13 protein-coding genes and 1 pseudogene are annotated in these 17,831 nt (G+C 60.3%); 6 read left to right on the top strand and 8 right to left on the bottom strand.

Going from position 1 to position 17,831, the window contains the following annotated elements; translation table 11 throughout:
* Positions 1–1,030 precede the first annotated feature (1,030 nt).
* Positions 1,031–2,143, top strand: a pseudogene (locus J2Z75_RS29760) (ATP-binding protein); the annotation flags it as partial.
* A gap of 283 nt (positions 2,144–2,426) precedes the next feature.
* Here J2Z75_RS29760 and J2Z75_RS26900 read toward each other — a convergent pair.
* Positions 2,427–4,379 carry an acetoacetate--CoA ligase gene (locus J2Z75_RS26900; protein WP_209856747.1) on the bottom strand — a complete coding sequence of 651 codons (1,953 nt, stop codon included), beginning with the start codon at positions 4,377–4,379 and terminating at the stop codon, positions 2,427–2,429.
* A 174-nt stretch (positions 4,380–4,553) separates the two neighbouring features.
* Here J2Z75_RS26900 and J2Z75_RS26895 point away from each other — a divergent pair, with 174 nt between their 5' ends.
* Positions 4,554–6,380: an AsmA family protein gene (locus J2Z75_RS26895; protein ID WP_209856746.1), complete on the top strand. Its 1,827-nt coding sequence runs from the start codon at positions 4,554–4,556 to the stop codon at positions 6,378–6,380.
* 71 nt (positions 6,381–6,451) lie between these two features.
* Complete coding sequence (locus tag J2Z75_RS26890; protein ID WP_209856744.1) at positions 6,452–6,712, top strand: DUF6460 domain-containing protein; 261 nt, start codon at positions 6,452–6,454, stop codon at positions 6,710–6,712.
* 19 nt (positions 6,713–6,731) lie between these two features.
* On the opposite strand, the gene J2Z75_RS26885 is transcribed toward J2Z75_RS26890, so the two are convergent.
* From J2Z75_RS26885 to J2Z75_RS26870, 4 genes are all read right to left on the bottom strand, one after another.
* Positions 6,732–7,547, bottom strand: a complete 816-nt coding sequence (locus J2Z75_RS26885) for an ABC transporter permease (protein ID WP_209856742.1) — start codon at positions 7,545–7,547, stop codon at positions 6,732–6,734.
* A gap of 2 nt (positions 7,548–7,549) precedes the next feature.
* Complete coding sequence (locus tag J2Z75_RS26880) at positions 7,550–8,461, bottom strand: ABC transporter permease subunit (protein ID WP_209856740.1); 912 nt, start codon at positions 8,459–8,461, stop codon at positions 7,550–7,552.
* 4 nt (positions 8,462–8,465) lie between these two features.
* On the bottom strand, positions 8,466–9,608 hold the full coding sequence (locus tag J2Z75_RS26875; protein ID WP_209856738.1) for an ABC transporter ATP-binding protein: 1,143 nt from the start codon (positions 9,606–9,608) through the stop codon (positions 8,466–8,468).
* Between the two features lie 93 nt (positions 9,609–9,701).
* Positions 9,702–10,796: a polyamine ABC transporter substrate-binding protein gene (locus tag J2Z75_RS26870; RefSeq protein ID WP_209856736.1), complete on the bottom strand. Its 1,095-nt coding sequence runs from the start codon at positions 10,794–10,796 to the stop codon at positions 9,702–9,704.
* A gap of 345 nt (positions 10,797–11,141) precedes the next feature.
* Here J2Z75_RS26870 and J2Z75_RS26865 point away from each other — a divergent pair, with 345 nt between their 5' ends.
* Complete coding sequence (locus J2Z75_RS26865; RefSeq protein WP_209856734.1) at positions 11,142–12,095, top strand: fatty acid desaturase family protein; 954 nt, start codon at positions 11,142–11,144, stop codon at positions 12,093–12,095.
* A 10-nt stretch (positions 12,096–12,105) separates the two neighbouring features.
* Here the strand turns inward: J2Z75_RS26865 and J2Z75_RS26860 are convergent, their stop codons facing one another.
* Positions 12,106–13,515: a helix-turn-helix domain-containing protein gene (locus J2Z75_RS26860; protein WP_209856732.1), complete on the bottom strand. Its 1,410-nt coding sequence runs from the start codon at positions 13,513–13,515 to the stop codon at positions 12,106–12,108.
* A 229-nt stretch (positions 13,516–13,744) separates the two neighbouring features.
* On the opposite strand from J2Z75_RS26860, the gene aceA reads away from it, so the two are divergent.
* Positions 13,745–15,034: an isocitrate lyase gene (gene aceA / locus J2Z75_RS26855; RefSeq protein WP_209856730.1), complete on the top strand. Its 1,290-nt coding sequence runs from the start codon at positions 13,745–13,747 to the stop codon at positions 15,032–15,034.
* A gap of 81 nt (positions 15,035–15,115) precedes the next feature.
* The gene (locus J2Z75_RS26850; protein WP_037156405.1) at positions 15,116–15,367 is read left to right on the top strand and encodes an SMc00767 family acetate metabolism repressor; all 252 of its coding nucleotides are present in this window, start codon (positions 15,116–15,118) and stop codon (positions 15,365–15,367) included.
* 71 nt (positions 15,368–15,438) lie between these two features.
* Here the strand turns inward: J2Z75_RS26850 and J2Z75_RS26845 are convergent, their stop codons facing one another.
* On the bottom strand, positions 15,439–16,764 hold the full coding sequence (locus tag J2Z75_RS26845) for a calcium-binding protein (protein WP_209856729.1): 1,326 nt from the start codon (positions 16,762–16,764) through the stop codon (positions 15,439–15,441).
* A 99-nt stretch (positions 16,765–16,863) separates the two neighbouring features.
* Positions 16,864–17,739 carry a LysR family transcriptional regulator gene (locus tag J2Z75_RS26840; RefSeq protein WP_209856727.1) on the bottom strand — a complete coding sequence of 292 codons (876 nt, stop codon included), beginning with the start codon at positions 17,737–17,739 and terminating at the stop codon, positions 16,864–16,866.
* Positions 17,740–17,831: the final 92 nt, after the last annotated feature.

The raw sequence follows: 17,831 nt of genomic DNA, 5'->3' as shown, positions 1-17,831 counted from the left end.
GACATTCGGCGAACAACCGGCGCCCGCCCAAGAGACCGCTCCGGAAGAAGCCGATGACGGAAAGAGCGAGACTGATGCGCTTTCCGGCGACCGGGAGACGGCAGAGAAAGATGTTGTCGCATACGAGGGAGTTGTCAGCGACGAAACAGATACCGGCGATTTGGAATCCGCTTCAGATGTTGCTTCCGAACCGCCGGCACTGGAATCGGACGACGACCTGTTTGCCGGTCTCGAAGACGAACTGCCCGCAGTGGATGAACCTCCGGAAGATCCCTTCCGTGGCGAGCGTCCGGCGCTGAAGCTGGTCGAGTCCCTGGGACGCCGCGCATCGGACAAGGTCATCCAACTCGACAACCACCGCCCGCAGAGTACAGAGACCCTGAGCCGCAGCGAACAGGCAGCCTTTCGCGAAATCGCGCGTCAGCTTGGCGAGAATTTTGGCAAGCGATCGAATGAAGACGTGCCTGTTAAAGGCGAACCCGTGATCGCCGATCCGTTCGAAGGTACAACGCCGAAAACCGAGGAGACGGACAAGGACGATTTCGCCGGTATCGACGATGCTGGGGTTCCAACCGCCGAAAACGACCTGCCCGAAGCACTCGCTGCAATCGCACCCGCGCGCATCGGCGGCAACAGCAGCCTGACGCCGGAGATACTTGACAATCTGCCGCTCGCCCTGCTGGTTCATAGCGGCGATGATCTGTTTCACGCCAACTCCGAATTCCTGAAGCTTACCGGTTATGCCGATCTGGACGAACTGCGGGAAGAAGGCGGCATCGACGCCCTTTTCGCCGGGGACGATGACGGCCTGTTCGACCTGCCTGATGGCACCATGATGGTGATCCGTAACGATGGCCAGCTCGTGCCGGTGTCGGCGCGGCTGCAATCCATCCGCTGGGAAGACAAGAGTGCCCTGATGATGGCGCTTTCGGCGACCCAGACCGCGCCGGCACCAGTCGTCGTGCCGGAAAACGAGCTCGCGGCTCTGTCCGAGGAAAGCGCGCAGGCGCCGGAAATCCAAGCGCTGCGCATGGAAACCGAGGAGCTTCACTCCATCCTCGAAACGGCGACCGACGGTGTCGTCGTCGTTGGCGCGGATGGTGAAATCCGCTCGGTCAATCGCTCCGCGAGCGCGCTGTTCAATTATGACGACGGCGAAATCCGCGGCAAACCCTTCGCCATGCTGTTTGCCCATGAAAGCCAGAAGGCAGTGCTCGACTATCTCGCCGGCCTTTCCGGCCATGGCGTTGCCAGCGTGCTCAACGACGGCCGCGAAGTGATCGGCCGCGAAGCCTCCGGTGGCTTCATTCCGCTGTTCATGACCATGGGCCGCCTCTCCTCCTCCAACGGGTTCTGCGCCGTCATCCGCGACATCACCCAGTGGAAGCGGACGGAAGAGGAACTGCGCAATGCCAAGCGGGCCGCCGAGACGGCAAACGCCCACAAGAGCGACTTTCTCGCCCGGGTCAGCCACGAGATCCGCACGCCGCTCAACGCGATCATCGGTTTTTCCGACATGATGGCGAGCGAGCATTTCGGCCCGATCGGCAATCCGCGCTATGTCGAATATGCCGGCGATATCGGCCGCTCCGGTCGTCATGTGCTCGACATTGTCAACGACCTGCTCGACATATCGAAGATCGAAGCCGGCGAGATGGATCTGGAATTCACGGCCGTGGAGATCAACGACGCTGTGTCGGAGGCCGTCGCGCTGGTGCAGCCACAAGCCAACAGCCAGCGGGTGATCATCCGCACCTCGCTTTCCGGCTCGGTGCCGAACGTGGTCGCCGACAACCGGTCGATCAAGCAGATCGCGCTGAACATCCTCTCGAACGCCATCCGCTTCACGCCGTCGGGCGGCCAGATCGTCGTTTCCACAGCCTATGAGGCCAATGGCAGCGTCATCCTACGCATTCGCGATACCGGCGTCGGCATGACCCGGACCGAGCTGGAACAGGCGATGAAACCCTTTCGCCAAGTGACGACCGGCGCGCGCAAGCGCGGCGACGGCACCGGCCTCGGCCTGCCGCTGACCAAGGCGATGGCGGAGGCAAACCGGGCGCAGTTCTCGATCAACTCGGCGCCCAACGAAGGCACGCTGGTGGAAATTTCCTTCCCGTCGCAGCGGGTTCTGGCGAACTGACCGGGATTGAAAAACCTTCAGAAAAGCCCAAAAAAAGAGGCAGCTAAGAAGCTGCCTCGATAAGTTAGATGCTAAACAGGTGCTTGAGAAGAAATGACGTCATGTCCAGGCTGGCATCTCTGCCGAAAGCCACCCCTGACATCGGGTGGCCTCAAGTTGAGATCACCATGCCCTGTTATCTGTTAACAAAACCTTGCCACGCAATACTCAAATTTTAGCCATTGGCGGCAAAGACCTAAGCTTTGGTTAATTCGGCGAGCCCGAAATCCTTAACAGAACCAGGTCAGCTCCGCAGTTCGTCAAGGTTTGCGTAGAGATCGAGCGCTTCGGGGTTGGCGAGCGCCTCCTTGTTCTTGACCGGCCGCCCATGCACGACTTCGCGCACCGCGAGTTCGACAATCTTGCCGGACTTGGTGCGCGGAATATCGGCGACCGCGACGATCTTGGCTGGCACGTGACGCGGCGAGGCACCGCTGCGGATCCTGGTCTTGATCGCCCTGACGAGATCGTCGGTCAGTTCGCTTCCCTTTGCCAGGCGCACGAACAGGACGACGCGGACATCATCATCCCAGTCCTGCCCGATGCAGATCGCTTCCGCAATCTCGTCCATCTGCTCGACCTGATTGTAGATCTCGGCCGTACCGATGCGCACGCCACCCGGGTTGAGCGTCGCGTCCGAGCGTCCATGAATGACGATACCGCCATGCTCGGTCCATTCGGCAAAATCGCCGTGGCACCAGATATTGTCGAAGCGCTCGAAATAGGCCGCCTTGTATTTGGCCCCATCCTTGTCGTTCCAGAACATCACCGGCATGGACGGAAACGCCCTGGTGCAGACGAGTTCGCCTTTTTCCTGACGCACCGGCTGGCCGTCATCGTTCCAGACATCCATGGCAAGCCCAAGCCCCGGCCCCTGGATTTCGCCGCGCCAGACGGGCTTCAGCGGATTGCCGAGCACGAAGCAGGAGACGATATCCGTGCCGCCGGAAATGGACGCCAGCTGCACGTCCGGCTTGATTCCCTCATAAACGAACGAAAACCCTTCCGGCGACAGCGGCGAACCGGTTGATGTCATCAATCGCAGCGACGAGAGATCATGCGTGGAGACCGGCGTGAAGCCACCCTTGCGCACGGCGTCGATATATTTCGCCGAGGTGCCGAAGATGGCGAACTGCTCGTCGCGCGCATAGTCGAACAGGACATTGCCGTCGGGGTGGAACGGAGAACCGTCGAAAAGGCAGAGCGTCGCGCCCAGCGCAAGGCCGGACGCCAGCCAGTTCCACATCATCCAGCCGCAGGTGGTGAAGTAGAACAACCTCTCGCCCTCCCTCAGCCCGCAATGGAACCGATGCTCCTTCAGATGCTGCAGCAGCGTGCCGCCGGCCGAATGTACAATGCATTTCGGAACACCCGTCGTGCCCGACGAGAAGAGAATATAGAGCGGGTGCGCGAATGGCAGCGCGACGAATTCGAGAGGTTTCGCCGTGAAAGGCTCGATGAAGGCGGCCAGGGTCCTGCCGTTCGATACCGATGCCGCGAGCGCTTCCGCATCGCCGGCATAGGGAATGATCAGAGCCGGCACGCCGAGGGTCTTGACGACAGCCTGAACCTTTGCGGAAACGTCCTGAAGCTTGCCGGCATACCAGTAGCCGTCACAGGCAATGAACAGCCTGGGTTCGATCTGGCCGAAGCGGTCAAGCACGCCCTGCTCGCCGAAATCGGGCGAACAGGACGACCAGATCGCACCGATGGAAGCGGTGGCCAACATCAGGGCGATGGTTTCCGGCATGTTCGGCATCATCGCGGCAACGCGGTCACCCTTGCCGATACCCGCAGCCTTCAATGCCTGCTGCAGCCTGGACACCAGCGCCCGCAGCTCGTCCCAGGACATGCGCGACTGCGCCTTGTCCTCGCCGCGGAAAACCAGCGCGTCGCCGCTTCCGCTGTGCCGCAGGAGGTTTTCCGCGAAATTCAGTGTCGCATCGGGGAAAAACCGGGCGTCCAGCATCACGTCACCGTGGATCAGCGCTCGTTCGCCGCGCTCGCCGACCACGCCGCAATGATCCCAGACCGCGGTCCAGAAATCGGCTCGCTCAGTGATTGACCAGTCATGGAATGCGTCATAGTCCGCAAAGGTCTTCGAAAAGCGCTGTTCGCACCGGTTGATGAACGCCTTCATCGGCGTCTGTTCGATGAATTCCGCGGACGGTGTCCAAAGGGGTCGATCTGACTGCATGCTTTCCTCCGCTTCCCAAGCCAGCCTCTATATCATGCTGCGGCGCAAGATAAACAGACAGTGCAAATGATGACTGTGGCAGTTGCGACATTTCCCTGCTCGACCGTTTGATTTCTCCCGGCTGAAAGCCTATCCAGATCCCTTTCAAAACGATTGAAAGCGCGCCGGACTGCAATGAAGCAATTCATCAATATCGCCAGCATGAAAACCAGACTGCTTGACCTTCTCGCGTCACGCACGGTTGCCTGGCTGGTTATCGGCGCGCTCGCCCTTACCGTTCTGTTCAAGGTGGCGCTGCCGCTGTTCGTCTCGACAGCCAGCGTCAAGACCAACATGGAGCGGGTACTGTCCTCGTGGACGGGCGCGCGGGCAAACATTGCCGGTGATCCGCTTATCAGCTTCTGGCCGCACCCTGTCCTGACGCTCCGCACCGTCACCTTCGAGGGTGGCGATGCGGCGACGCCGGAGCTGCTGGCGAAGGCAGACGCCATCGCCGCCGGGTTCGATATCCTCGCTGCGCTGCGCGGCGCGCCTGTCTTCTATGACTTCCGCCTGGTCAACCCGGTTTTCAAGGTAGAACGACGGCTCGACGGAACCTTCAACTGGCGCCGCGCCGGGTGGATGGCCGATGCCATCGCCAACGCGTCGACGAAAACGCCGTCCGCCGTTCGCAACACGCCGATCGGCGACATCGAGATCGACAACGGCACCGTTGAACTCAACGATCGCATCACCGCCAGCGCGCATCACATCAACAATATATCCGGCTCCGTTCAATGGCCGACGCCTGCGGCGCAGATCAGGGCAAACCTTTCGGCTGCCATGAACGGCGAAAAAGTGGAGTTGTCCATCACTTGCGATGAGCCGATGATGCTGCTTTCGGGTCAAAACAGCGCGATCCAGACATCCTTCAGTTCCACGCCGCTGACCTTCAGTTTCGACGGCATCGGCAACGGCTCGGCCCACCCGTTTGCCTCCGGCCAGCTTCAACTGACCGCAAGATCGATTCCGGGGCTGGCGGCATGGTCTCGCGGAAATACGCTGCCTGCGGAGACCACGGGAGCCATCGCCCTCGACACCAGCATGACAATGTCCGGCGAGATATTGAAAATGGACAATCTCTCGCTTTCGCTGGAAGGGGCGAGCGCAACCGGTGTCCTCGACATTGCCTGGAACCGGGCGCGCGGTCCGCGTGTCGATGGAACACTCGCATTTGACCGGCTCGATTTGACCGCTCTGGCTTCTTCGTTTTTGCCACTCCAGCTCGCCGGTTCCCCCGACATGGCGTTCCTGAAGCAAATCGGCCTCGACCTTCGCCTGTCGGCGCAGGAAGCAAGTTATGGCCCGATCGCTCTGACGGATGTTGCCGCGGGCATCATGGCGGAGAACGGACGTGCTTCCGTCGACATCGGTGACGGTACCTATGCCGGCGGCTCGCTCAGCGGCCGCATCGCCCTTGCAAAAGACGGCGGCGATGGCGGGCAATTGCAGTTTTCGCTGAAAGACGCCGATCTGGCGCCGGTCGCCGCCACTCTCGGCCTGGCAGGCCCCTTGCCGCTTGGCCGGGGCGTTTTGAGCGTCGATCTTTCCACCGCCGAGCCATTGTCGAAAATGACCCCGGGCGGTGTTTCCGGTGAAATCCGCTATATGGTCGACAACGGCACCTTGCGGGACTTCAACGGGCCGGAATTCGAACGGCTTGCGGCGCAAGGCCGTTTCTTCAACATCAGCGAAGCTGGCGACGGTTCCTTCGCCTTTACCAGCGCGGAAATCACTGCAACGCTGCGCAACGGCATGGCTGAACTGACCAAGGCGGATATCAAGGGCGAAGGAAGAATCTTGTCTCTCGCCGGGATCATTCCGTACCGGAACGGCAGCCTGGCGCTGGCCGGTGCTATCCAGCCGGACGACACCGCGATACCCGCCGTCCGCTTCTTTGTCGGCGGCTCCTGGCCGAACCCGGTCATTTCACCCCTGGCGGCAATCCCCGCCAAGCCATGAACTGGCTACATCGACTTTGTCACAGGGCATTCTAAAATAAGCAGCCGAATCAGCCCACAGGAGAAGTGTCCGTGCTGCGTTTTCTTGCCGCCCTGCTCAAGATCGCATTGGCATCGCTGCTCACGGGCGCCGGGCTTTCGATCTTCAATATCTCGTCCGAGCAGATCCTGCAGCAGGCAGGTCTGACACCGGACATCCTTTGGGGCTATCTGTTGCGCTTCACGAGCTGGGCGCTGCCGAATATCCTGCTCGGCTCGATGATCGTATTGCCGATCTGGTTGCTGACCTACGTTTTCCTGCCGCCGCGCGAAAGAGAACGGGAGCGCGAGTGACGCCCCTGCCCCCTCCGTCTCAATGAGCGAACGCAGCCTGCTCGTCCTTGACCCGCTGGATTTCCCGGCGGCGCGACACCACGGATGCGATCAGAACGCCGATGGCGACGATGCCGATCAGGATGGTGCAGACCGCGTTGATCTCCGGCGTCACGCCCAGGCGAACCTGGCTGTAGATCCGCATCGGCAGCGTGGTGGCACCAGGCCCCGAGGTAAAGCTCGAAATCACCAGGTCGTCCAGCGACAGCGTGAAGGCGAGAACCCAGCCGGAAAAGACCGCCGGCGCGATAACGGGTAAGGTCACCTGCAGGAAGGTTGCAACCGGCGTCGCGCCAAGGTCCATCGCGGCTTCTTCGATCGAACGGTCGAAGCTCAGGAGCCGGGACTGCACAACGACTGCGACGAAGCACATGGTGAAGGTGATGTGGGCGAGCGTCAGCGTCCAGAAGCCGCGATCGAAACCGATAGCAACGAACAAAAGTAGCATCGACAGGCCGGTGATCACCTCCGGCATGACCAGCGGCGCGTAGATCATGCCGGAAAACAGCATGCGGCCGCGAAACCGCGTGTAGCGCGTCATGGCGAGTGCTGCCAGCGTGCCGAGAACGGTTGCCACCGTCGCCGAGATCAGGCCGACCCGCACGGTCACCCAGGCTGCATCGAGAAGCGCCTGATTGTGAAACAGCTGCACATACCATTTGGTCGAGAAACCGGCCCAGACGGTGACCAGCTTGGATTCGTTGAACGAGAAGATCACCAAAAGCACGATCGGCAGGTAGAGGAAGGCAAAGCCGAGAACGATGGAGGCGATATTGAAACGGGACCAGCGTTGCATGACTATCTCCCCTCGCCGTCGGCCTTGGCCTGCGCATGCTGGAAGAACATGATCGGCACCACGAGAATGAGCAGGAGAATGGTCGCCACAGCCGCGGATACCGGCCAGTCGCGATTGGCGTTGAACTCGTTCCAGAGGGTCTTGCCGATCATCAGCGTCTCGGACCCGCCGAGTAGATCCGGAATGACGAATTCGCCGACCGCCGGAATGAACACGAGCATGCAGCCGGCGATCACGCCGGGCATGGAGAGCGGGAACGTGACGCGCCAGAAAGCCCGGATCGGCGTGCAGCCGAGATCCTGGGCGGCTTCCGTCAGGCTGTGATCCATCTTTTCCAGCGACGAATAGATCGGCAGCACCATGAAGGGCAGATAGGAATAGACGATACCGATATAGATCGCCCAATTGGTGTTGAGGATGATCAGCGGCTGGTCGATCAGACCGAGCGTCAAGAGCAGCTGGTTGAACAAGCCTTCGGGTTTGAGAATGGCGATCCAGGCGTAGACGCGGATCAGGAAGCTCGTCCAGAACGGCAGGATGACCAGCATCAGCAGCGTCGGGCGGATCGTGTTGGGCGCCTGCGCCATGCCGTAAGCCACCGGATAGGCAATCAGCAGCGTCAGAAATGTCGAGACACCGGCGATCCAGAGGCTGGAGGCATAGGCTTTGGTATAGAGCGCATCCTCAGTCAGCCAGATGTAGTTGTCGATCGAGAACTGCTTGATATTGTCGATGAAGCCGCCAACGCCCGACGCCAGATCGAACACCGGCAGATAGGGCGGCATGGCGACGGCCGTTTCCGACAGCGAAATCCGGATGACGATGAAAAAGGGTATCAGGAAGAAGAACAGCAGCCAGGCATAGGGGATGATGATCACCAGCCGGTTGAACAATGCCGATCCGAATTTTGCCATGGCCTCAATCCTTCAGCACGACGCCGGCATTTTCATCGAAGGAAATCCAGACTTCCTGGTCGTAGCCCAGCGGATCCTCGACGGCACGCACGGCGTTCAGCGACGAAGCCTTGATCACCTTGCCGTCCTTCAGCTTGACGTGGAAAACCGTCATATCGCCGAGATAGCCGATATCCCAGATTTCGCCCTGAGCGGCATTGAGCGGCGCGCAGGCAGGCTGGTCGCGGCCGACGCGGATTTTTTCCGGACGAACGGCAAAGCCGGCCTTGGCGCCGACGGCCGGCGGCTCGGTCGAGGCGACGCGAACCGTGAAGCCGGTTTCCGTTGCAATCTCGATTGTGCCATTGCCGACGGCAGAAACGGTGCCGTCAAAAATGTTCACGTCACCGATGAAATCAGCCACGAAGCGCGAATTCGGCGCCTCATAGATTTCCGGCGGGGTGGCGACCTGAACCACCTTGCCGTGCGCCATGACGGCGATGCGGTCGGCCATGGTCATCGCCTCTTCCTGGTCATGCGTGACGACGACAAAGGTCAGGCCGAGTTCCTGCTGCAGGTCCATCAGTTCGAACTGGGTTTCCTCGCGCAGCTTCTTGTCGAGCGCGCCGAGCGGCTCATCAAGCAACAGCACCTTCGGCCGCTTGGCAAGCGAGCGGGCAAGCGCCACGCGCTGGCGCTGGCCGCCGGACAACTGGTGCGGCTTGCGCTTGGCGAATTTGTCGAGCTTGACCAGCTTCAGCATCTGGTCGACGCGCTCGGCGATATCGGCCTTGGGCATACCATCCTGCTTCAGACCGAAGGCGATGTTGTTCTCGACCGTCATATGCGGAAACAGCGCATAGGACTGGAACATCATGTTGACCGGCCGCTTGTAGGGCGGAATGCCGGCAAGGCTCTGTCCGTCGAGGACGATTTCGCCCGAGGTCGGCTGTTCGAAGCCGGCGAGCATACGCAGCAGCGTTGACTTGCCGCAGCCCGACGCGCCGAGCAGCGCGAAGAATTCACGGGGATAGATATTCAGCGACAGATCATCGACAGCGACGAAATCGCCGAACTTCTTGGTGACGTTCTTCACCGCGATGAACGGTATGGATGTGGGGTCTGCCCATGGAGCAAAGGAACGCCGGATACTGCCAAGTGACTTCATCATCTATCCCCGAATGACTTGCACAAACGGCGCCTTCCCCAGCGCCGCAAAAGAAAATTGCCCGGATTTCAGGTCCGGGCAATTGTTTTTGACTTACTGGCCGGTGACCACCTTGGTCCACAGCCGCGTCACCAGACGCTGCGATTTGGCGTCATAGGGCGTGACCGTGAAGAGTTTCGCCAGGACCTCGGGTGTGGGATAGATCGCGGTATCGTCGAGCACTTCCTTGTCGACAAACTGCTGCGAGGCCTTGTTGCCGTTGGCATAGAACACGACGTTCGACGCCTTGGCGACCACTTCCGGCTTCATCATATAGTTCAGGAACTCATGCGCCTCGGCGACATGCGGCGCGTCGGCCGGGATGGCCATGACATCGAACCACATCTGCGCGCCGGTTGGCGGGATGACATAGTTCACCGTGACGCCGGCTTTCGCCTCGGCGGCACGATCGCGCGCCTGGAACACGTCGCCCGAATAACCGACGGCAAGGCAGATATCGCCGTTGGCCAGTGCGTTGATATATTCCGACGAATGGAACTTGCGGACATAGGGGCGGATGGACGTCAGCAACTCTTCCGCCTTCTTCAGGTCGTCCGGGGTGCGGCTGTCGGGATCGAGACCAAGATAAGCCAGGGCCGAAGGCAGAACGTCGGAAGCGGAATCGAGGATGTGAATGCCGCAATCCTTGAACTTCGCGGCAACTTCCGGCTTGAAGATCACATCCCAGGTCGGTGGCTCGTCGGTTCCAAGGATCTGCTTCACCTTCTCGACATTGTAGCCGATGCCGGTGGTGCCCCACATGTAGTCGACGGCATATTCGTTGCCGGGATCGTATTTCTGGATGCGATCGGAAATCACGTCCCACATGTTGGAGATGTTCGGCAGCTTCGACTTGTCGAGCTTCTGGAAGACGCCCGCCGCGATCTGGCGCTGCAGGAAGCTGGCCGTCGGCACCACAACGTCGTAGCCGGTGCCGCCTGCGAGAAGCTTGGTTTCAAGAATTTCGTTGGAATCGAAGACGTCATAAACGACCTTGATGCCGGTTTCCTTGGTGAAGTCTTCGAGAATGCTGGCATCGATATAGTCGGACCAGTTGTAGACGTTGACGACGCGCTCCTGCGCGGTGGCAATCGTTGCGGATCCACTGAGGATCAACGCGGCAAACGCGGTGGCAATCTTTCGCGACATGGAATTCCCCTTGATTTTTTTCGGGTCAGTCCAGGCACGCCGCCGTCGCCTGCCTGTCTGTCCCTCCGTATGCGCGTTTGGAAGTTAGGCATGTTTTCCAACAACCACAAGCGCTTTTAAAGCTCGCGCCTGCGCATTCGATGGCTTCTCAAATTTTAGCGGTCACTGGCAAAAGCCGAATCTTTTCAGTGCGGCACGATCTCCCGACAACAGGAGCAATCCCGCGCTCAGCCTGGATTAACCATAACTTCAAATCGATCGTTAAGCATGGCATTTACGATTGCTTAACCATGCCCGGGATGCGATTTTGCACTGCAACAGATATGCGTTTCGGAGTTGGCCATCATGAGCGTGAAGTCGCCGCGGATCGATCCGCGGGAATTGAAGCGGCTATCGGTGCTGCAATCCCACCGGACGCTTCTTGCCATCGGTTTCGACTGGGCACTGATCGCCGCCGCCATCGCCTTCAGCAAATACATGCAGCATCCGCTCGCCTATCTCGCTGCCGTGCTTGTTATCGCCGGCCGCATGCATGCCTTCGGCTGCCTGATGCATGAGGCGGCCCACTACCGCATCATCAAGAACCGCAAGGCGAGCGACTGGCTGAGCGACCTGCTGCTCGCCTGGCCGATCATGGCGACCGTCGATGGCTACCGGATGAACCATCTTGCCCATCACCAGCACACCAACACCGAGGGCGATCCGGACTGGGTCTCCAAGCTTGGCATGACGCAATTCACCTTCCCGCAGAAGCTCTGGCGCGGCGTGGTGCAACTGCTCGGCTATCTGGTGGCGGTGAATTCGGTGCGCGATATACTCCATATGGCCAAGCGCATCGCCAAGCACGACCGCTCGACCCGGACCTACAAAATCCTGCGGGTCAGTTTTTATGTCGCAGCAGCGATCGTGTTCTCGGTGTTCGGCCTGTGGACGGATTTCACGCTCTATTGGCTGGTGCCGTTCTTCACCTTCTTCTGCCTGTTCCTCTATGTGCGCAGCGTCGCCGAGCATTTCGGCAGCATGGACTATTCAGACGAGCTCGGCAGCTCGCGCACGGTCTACCCTTACATGTGGGAAAAGCTGTTCTTTGCACCCCACAACATCAACTATCACCTGGAACATCACCTCTATCCGGGCGTGCCCTATTACAATCTGCCGGAACTGCATGCAGCGCTGATGCAAAACCCCGACTACGCCAGCCGGGCGCATATCACGCGCGGCTACACGACAGGCCTTGCTTCGGAATGCTTTGCTCCCAACGCACCGCTGTTGCCAGCCCATCACCCGGTCAGCTACTGAAAAACCGCAGCTACTGAAAATCAAACGCACTCAGGCCCGTTACCATCTCGTCAAGCCCGAGCGGCCGGGTGACCGGCGGTTCGGCTCGGGCAAGACAGCCCCGCCGTTCGCAGAGCCGACAGGCCGTGCCGCCGGCAACGGTCATAAGCGGCGCCTCGCCGTAGACGGTTTCCGTGGCATGGGCCGCGTCGCAACCGACAAGGATCGCCGTACGCCGAATGCGCTCCTGAAACCCGGCACGCGGACCTTCGACCGTTCTGGCGACGACGAGAAATTCCCCGCCCCCGAAGACCTCAACGCGGTCCACCAGAACCTGGCCGGTCTGCGAGAAGGCTGCATGGATATTGAGCTTCGGACAGTGGCCGCCGAAGCGCGCCCGCGGAAAACCCTGCGCGCCGGATTTGCGCAGGCGGTGTCCAGCCTGGTCGATTTCCATCAGGAAAAACGCCAGCCCCGAAGCCCCCGGGCGCTGCAGCGTCACCAGCCTGTTTGCCGCCTGCTCGAAGGAGACCTGGAAACGGGCACTCACGACATCGATATCGTATTTCGCCCTCTGAGCCGCCGCCAGAAAAGCACCATAGGGCATCATGATCGCATGGGCGGCATAACGCGCAAGTTCGAAGCGGCCGATGCGCCGCGCTTCGCCGGTCGAAAAGGCCAGCTGTTCGAGATCGGCTGCGATTGCTTCCGGAAGGGCAATCTGGGCAGCCTCCATGGCGATTTCGCGCAACTGGTCCTGCGCCGACAGCCTTTCGGATAAAAACAGCCGCATCGAATGGCGATCGAAGCGGCGGCGCAGGTCCGGCATGACATGCACCGGCAGCGCCCGAACAGTCAGGCCATGTTCCTTGCGCAGCCAGGTCTTCAGCGCCCCGGCAAGATCGTCGCCAGGCGCAAGCTGCGTATGGAACGCTTCCGCGGCCTCATCGATGCGCGCAAAATAATGTGGGCGATTTTCGAAGATGTCGCGCACCTCGTCCATGGGCAGGCGCGCATCGGACAGCGCCGCCATATGACCCTGATCCGACAAAAGCGCGCTCAGGTCCTTCAGCCGCGACGATTGCTCGCGATAGGCGCGATAGAGCTTGAGGATACCCATCGCAGCATTGGGCGCCGCCTCCGCCACCTCGATCAGTTCCTGATCGCCCGGCAGTTCGCCTGACAGCAGCGGGTCGGCGAATATCTCGCGCAATTGCGTGACGCTGCCGGAGGCCTCGCCCTGCAATTCGTCGAGATCGACCTTGTAGACCGAGGCAAGCTTCAGGAGCAATTGCACCGTCAATGGCCGCTGATTGCGCTCGATCAGGTTGAGATAGGACGGCGATATGCCCAGCGCCTCGGCCATGGCCGTCTGGGTGAGCGACAGGCCGTTGCGGATCCGCCGCACACGGGCGCCGGCAAAAATCTTGTTTTCAGCCATTTGTCATGCCTTTTACAATTTTATACCGAAACGGAAATTTACATAATTTACAGAATTACAGAAACCTCTTGTAAAAGACAAGACATGATAACCCTTTTAACAGAAGCAATAATCCGTTTGTTCTGGCACCTTTGTGCGTCGCACTGTAAAACAAATTACATCAGATCGACGATTGAACGGACATTAAACCAAAGTTGAATGACGTTCAGGAAACTGCAGGAGGATACTTATGACTGATTTTTACAATATTGTTCCCGGTGCACCACAGGGCCGTTTCGACGGTATCGAGCGCCCCTACACCGCGGATGACGTCAAGCGTCTGCGCGGCTCCGTCCAGATCCGGCATACGCTTGCCGAAATGGGTGCGAACCGGCTGTGGCAGCTGATCCACGAGGAGGGTTTCGTCAATGCGCTGGGTGCGATGACGGGCAATCAGGCCATGCAGCAGGTCCGCGCCGGCTTGAAGGCGATCTACCTCTCCGGCTGGCAGGTCGCAGCCGATGCGAACACCGCGTCGTCGATGTATCCCGACCAATCGCTTTACCCGGCCAATGCCGCGCCGGAGCTTGCAAAGCGCATCAACCGCACGCTCCAGCGTGCAGACCAGATCGAAACCTCGGAAGGCAAGGGCCTTTCGGTCGATACCTGGTTTGCGCCGATCGTCGCCGATGCGGAAGCTGGTTTCGGCGGACCGCTCAATGCCTTCGAGATCATGAAAGCCTTCATCGAGGCCGGTGCTGCCGGCGTCCATTACGAGGACCAGCTGGCATCGGAAAAGAAGTGCGGCCATCTCGGCGGCAAGGTTCTGATCCCGACGGCCGCGCACATCCGCAACTTGAACGCCGCGCGTCTCGCCGCCGACGTCATGGGCACGCCGACCCTGATCATCGCCCGCACGGACGCCGAGGCAGCCAAGCTCCTGACCTCGGACATCGACGAACGCGACCAGCCCTTCGTCGATTACGATGCCGGCCGGACCACGGAAGGCTTCTACCAGGTCAAGAACGGCATCGAGCCCTGCATCGCCCGCGCCATCGCCTATGCACCCTCTTGCGACCTGATCTGGATGGAGACCGGCAAGCCGGATCTCGAACAGGCCCGCAAGTTCGCCGAGGCGGTACACAAGGTCCATCCGGGCAAGAAGCTCGCCTACAATTGCTCGCCGTCGTTCAACTGGAAGAAAAACCTCGATGACGCGACGATCGCCAAGTTCCAGCGCGAGCTGGGCGCCATGGGCTACAAGTTCCAGTTCATCACGCTCGCCGGCTTCCACCAGCTGAACTTCGGCATGTTCGAGCTTGCCCGCGGCTACAAGGACCGGCAGATGACCGCCTATTCCGAGCTTCAGGAAGCGGAATTCGCCGCCGAGATCAACGGGTACACCGCGACCAAGCACCAGCGCGAAGTCGGCACCGGTTATTTCGACGCCGTGTCGATGGCGATATCCGGCGGCAAGTCTTCGACGACTGCCATGCATGAATCGACCGAACACGAGCAATTCCGCCCGGCGGCGGAGTAACACACTCCCCTCCCTCCGTTCTGAACGCCGGGAGGGGACCGAAGTGCCCTTTCAAGAACCCCGTAGAAGAGGAGAAATGCCATGACAGTCCAGACCCCTATCAAGACGCACGTCAAGGAACGGGCCGAGGAACAATCTTCGGCCATGACACCGGAACAGCAGGCGATGATCCGCATGGTCGCCAACGACCTGCACCGGCTCAACCAGGCCGTCATGAAGGCGGTGGATGCCGGCGTTTCCGTCGAACTCGTCCGCTCGGCCCGGCATCACGGCGGCGAGGGCAACTGGGGCGACCTGCTGATCCCCGTCATCGTCACGCAGGGACGCGGCTGAAGGGAAGAGCGGCCGCGACCCTGAAAACCCGGCGGATCAAGGTCCGCCGGGTTTTCCGTTGAGGCAAAGCGTTAAAGGATGAAGTCCACGGCGCTCAGCACGAAACGGCCGTTGAGCGTGATTTCCATGTCCGATACATAGCCGTAGGATTCGCCTACCACCGTGGTAATGATGGTTTTGTCGCCGACGATCTCGGAATGCACGGTGCCGATGGAGCCGGAATCGGTGCGATCAAAAACGAAGGTCTGGTTTCCCGAGACACCGCGGACAGAATCAATCGCAGACAGATCGATCTTGTCGTAGGTGCGGCTGAAATCGGTGATGATAGGATTAGCGTAGAACTGTGTGGAGTCGTTGAAGACGAAGAGATCAACGCCGGCGCCGCCCGTCAGCACATCCTCGCCGAAAGTCACCTCCAGCCGGTCGTTCCCGGCACCACCATTCATGACGTCAGTACCATAACCATCGATCAGTATGTCATTGCCTGCATCGCCGAACATGCGATTGTCGCCGTACTCTCCCTCAAGTCTGTCATTGCCTGCATCACCATGCAGGGTATCGTTGCCGGAGCCTCCCAGAAGCACGTCGTCCCCGATACCGCCATTGAAGACGTCATCGCCACCGCCGCCGCGAATCGTGTCATTCCCTTCCATGCCGTTGACCGCATGCGGGTCAAAGGACAGGGCTCCGAGATGGATATAGTCGGCAAAGCTGGTGCCGATAACCTTTTCCCCGCCGGCGCCGGCCAAGCGCGCACCGATCGCATTGGCAACAGCCCGCGTCGCGGTGTAGCCGATGGCCACGCCATAGGTCAGGCCATGAAAATCCACCGTATCGAAACCGCCACCACCCTCGGTGCTGTTGCTGGCCGAGAGAACGACGAAATAGTCGTCGCCGGCGCCGCCGAAAAGTTCCGATGACGCCGTGCCGCCCGTCAGCCTGTCATTGCCCTCGTCGCCAAACAGTTTCTGGTTGGTCTTCGAGATCATCGTGTCCCCAAATCTCGACCCATGGACTTCCTCGATGCTGATGATCGTGTCTCCCTTGGAAGCGGAATCATCCCCGCCCCGGCCTTCCCCATTGATCAGGTCGACTACCACGGCGGCACGGCTGTAACGATAGTCGAGCGTATCGCGACCCATGCCACCATTGATCAGGTCCGAGCCCCAGCCGCCGAAGATCAGGTCGTTGCCATAATCGCCGAAAATCCTGTCGTCGCTGCCCAGCCAGATGTCTTCACTCTGGGCGCCGTCCTTGTCCCAAATAACATCGTCGCCGGTCATGGCGCTGACCGTATCATTGCCGAAACCGATCTCGATCATGTCGGCATCGTCGGTGCCGCGCAGATTGTCCCACCAGATCGTATCGGCGATATTGTTGAGCAAGCTGAACCGCATGGCGCATTCCCTTCAGGGCAGATCGAAGCGATCCGTCTGTTCTAAGGGAAAACACTCGGACAGGCTGTGTCGTAGGAAACAGACTTCACCAATGGAAGGTCAGACCGTGCGGCTCGGCCGCTTTCCGGCAATGAGGTCGGAATGGCTTTTCAACAGCCGGAACAGCCGTTCGGAAACCGTGTGGATGTCACGGCGGTGGCGATCCTCGCTGTTGGTGATGATCCATTGCGCGTGGCGCAGGGTCTTCAACTCGTCGCCGACCCGCTCCAGCCCTGGATCGAGATCACCGACGAAACAGGGCAGCACCGCCTGCCCTGCGCCTGCGCGGGCCAGATCGAGCAACGAACGCGGCCGGCTGACGATGACGGCGATCGACGCGCCTGTATTCTCATGCGGCCAGCGCAAATAGGGCGATATCGCATCCTCATCGGACACGGCGAGCCACGAGGCCGCCAGCCCGTCCGGTGCATTGCGCTGGCGATAGGCGGCATAGGCAACCTCGCCTGCGTGGCGACGGGCAAGATGCGGCTCGTCGGGCACCACCGCGCGGATGCCGATATCATGCTCACGGTGGGCAAGCGTTGCCCGGCGCTCGGAAACGGACATATCGAGCCTGAACCCGTCACGGTCGCTGCGGATCGCCTGGATGTTCTCGCAGATCAGCCATGTGCCCCAGGTGCCGGCCATCAGGCGCACCACGGAGGAACCGTGCGCCTCCTGCCGCCAGACGTCCACCTTACGGACGACCGCATCCATCGCCTGCAATTGCTCGAACAGTGCCTGCCCGTCGGCGGTCAACCGGTAGCCGGTCTGGCTGCGCAGAAAGAGCTGCCGACCGATCCCCTGTTCGAGATCAAGGACGCGGCGGCCGACCGTGGCCGGACTGAGGCCGCTCGCCTGCGCCGCGCCAGTCAGGCCGCCATGGCGCGCAACAGCCAGAAATATCTGATAGGCATCCCAGGTTATATCTTTCATCAATGAAAAACATATACCAGTTTCTTCCGTTTATAAACGAATTTTCGAAGCATAGATTGAAAATGCGAACGGAGCGCGGCCATGCCGCCTCC

Source organism: Rhizobium herbae, assembly GCF_017873135.1.
In the GTDB taxonomy this organism is placed as follows: domain Bacteria; phylum Pseudomonadota; class Alphaproteobacteria; order Rhizobiales; family Rhizobiaceae; genus Pararhizobium; species Pararhizobium herbae.
Note: the sequence above shows the minus strand (reverse complement) of the source record. Positions and strands in the feature narration are given on the sequence as shown.